The sequence below is a fragment of the Rhodococcus yunnanensis NBRC 103083 genome (assembly GCF_001895005.1).
GTDB classification, from domain to species: domain Bacteria; phylum Actinomycetota; class Actinomycetes; order Mycobacteriales; family Mycobacteriaceae; genus Rhodococcoides; species Rhodococcoides yunnanense.
Genome location: NZ_BCXH01000058.1, coordinates 1 through 937, shown reverse-complemented (window position 1 = coordinate 937; position 937 = coordinate 1). Strand labels below are relative to the sequence as shown.

Genomic DNA, 937 nt, shown 5'->3' with positions numbered 1-937 from the left:
TGCTGGTTCGGCGGCGTACAACGTGCCGGTGGCGATTCGGTTGTCGGGTGGTCTGGATGTGGTGGCGGTGCAGGCTGCAGTGGCGGATGTGATTGCGCGTCACGAGTCGCTTCGCACGATGTACCCGGAGACCGACGACGGTCCGGTGCAGCTCGTCGTCCCGGTGGAACGCGTCGTGCCCGATGTTCGGGTCGTCGACGTCGATCCGGCGGACGTGGAGAGCAGGGTGCGTGCGCTCGCATCGACGACGTTCGATGTGACGTCCGAGATTCCTCTGCGGGTTCGGTTGTTCGCTCTGTCGCCGACCGAGCACGTGCTTGCGCTGGTTGTTCACCACATCTCGGCCGACGGCTCGTCGATGGGTCCGTTGACTCGTGATGTGATGGTGGCGTATGCAGCGCGTTCTGTCGGTGAGGCTCCCGGCTGGGCGCCTCTGCCGGTGCAGTATGCGGATTATGCGTTGTGGCAGCGTGAGGTTCTCGGTAGTGAAGAGGACCCGAAGTCGATTGCCTCGCAGCAGGTGTCGTACTGGAAGACCGCGCTCGCCGGTCTGCCCGATCAACTCGATCTGCCGACCGATCGTCCCCGTCCGGCCGTGCAGTCGTACGCCGGTGATCGAGCCGAGTTCGTCGTCGATGCCGAGTTGCATGCACAGCTGGTCCAGCTGGCGCGTCGAACCAACAGCACGTTGTTCATGGTGGTGCATTCGGCGATGGCTGTGTTGTTTGCTCGGTTGTCGGGGTCTGATGATATTGCGATCGGTACTCCTTTTGCTGGTCGTAGTGATCGGGCCCTCGATGATTTGATCGGTATGTTCGTCAACACTCTGGTTTTCCGGTCTCGGGTGGATTCGTCGATGACGTTCGAGGAGTTGTTGGCGCAGACTCGAGCGAGTGATCTGCAGGCGTTTGCGCATGCGGATGTGCCGTTCGAGCGA

The 937-nt window shown here is 61.9% G+C and carries 1 protein-coding gene; it reads left to right on the top strand.

The genetic code is table 11. The features are described 5' to 3' along the window. On the top strand, nucleotides 1-937 hold a 937-nt coding region (locus RY1_RS29255), incomplete at both ends, for a condensation domain-containing protein (protein ID WP_245820008.1).